Source organism: Bartonella sp. LB28NMGDW (assembly GCF_042194435.1).
Classification (GTDB): Bacteria; Pseudomonadota; Alphaproteobacteria; order Rhizobiales; family Rhizobiaceae; genus Bartonella; species Bartonella grahamii.
The window spans coordinates 1-943 of sequence record NZ_JBHIMX010000109.1 but is presented as its reverse complement, the minus strand read 5'-3'; the positions used below and the strand labels follow the sequence as shown (position 1 = coordinate 943).

Genomic DNA, 943 nt, shown 5'->3' with positions numbered 1-943 from the left:
GGAGTAGCGATTTATGAGTATTTTGGGAGATGGAGTAATTCGACCAAGAAGTTACAAGATTTTGTCTATCGTTATGGCAATACAGGGGCGATTGTTAGTGCGCATAGCCGTGGTAGTTTGACAGTGGGCAATGGAATGCGTGACTTTGAACAGCGTGGCATTCACGGTATAGCAGAAAAAACAGATATCTATCTTTTTGGACCAGCTGATAACTCTCAATCAATAGCGAATGCACTCTATTATGTGAGTGATGGTAAAAAAGATCATATTTATTTACAAAACCATATATTCGATCCCATTGGTACAGGAATTGGTCACAATCTACCTACTTTTTATAAGGCACCCTTAAGGTTCCCTTATGCAATATTTCCACCAGCAACTCCAATGATAGAGCAAGGGAAAGCTCTAGGCGGCTTTAAATCTAGTACCCATAGGTGTTATGGTAATGCGGGTGATGCGTGTGAACGTGATTATGGAACACATCATAATAATAATACAAAAATTTATGCACCTCATGCAATTTTGGATAATTTAGGTTTAGGTTATTTATGGAGAAAAAAATGAATACACTGTTTAAATTATTGAGTGGGATAGTTTTATTAAGTATAGCTGGATGTGACATTGAAAACATTGACAAACCTGCTCCAGGGTACGTGAATATGTGGGAGAAGCCAGGAGCAGATTCTACTGAGGTAGGAAAAGCCTTATTAGAATGTGGAATGCCGAGTCTTATCGATCCTGATTCAGAAAATAGAGAGAGAAGCAACAATGCAAAAGCAACAACTTATGCTTGTATGATTCAAGCAGGATTCCACTATAAAGATAAATGGGGAGGAACTTGGTGTCAAAACTATAAAGCCGAAAACTTGCCCATTTGTCAGCCTGGTGCTGTCATCCCGAAGAGAAGTGTCGAAAAGCGCTTAAACAGCCCGTTTTGTAAAAG

2 protein-coding genes are annotated in these 943 nt (G+C 39.0%); both read left to right on the top strand.

What is annotated here, in order from left to right:
• Nucleotides 1-564 (top strand): hypothetical protein (locus ACFIKG_RS09475; protein WP_375652219.1); only part of this gene is annotated, 564 nt, incomplete at its 5' end.
• Nucleotides 561-943 (top strand): hypothetical protein (locus tag ACFIKG_RS09470; protein ID WP_375652218.1); only part of this gene is annotated, 383 nt, incomplete at its 3' end. The genes ACFIKG_RS09475 and ACFIKG_RS09470, both read left to right, overlap by 4 nt.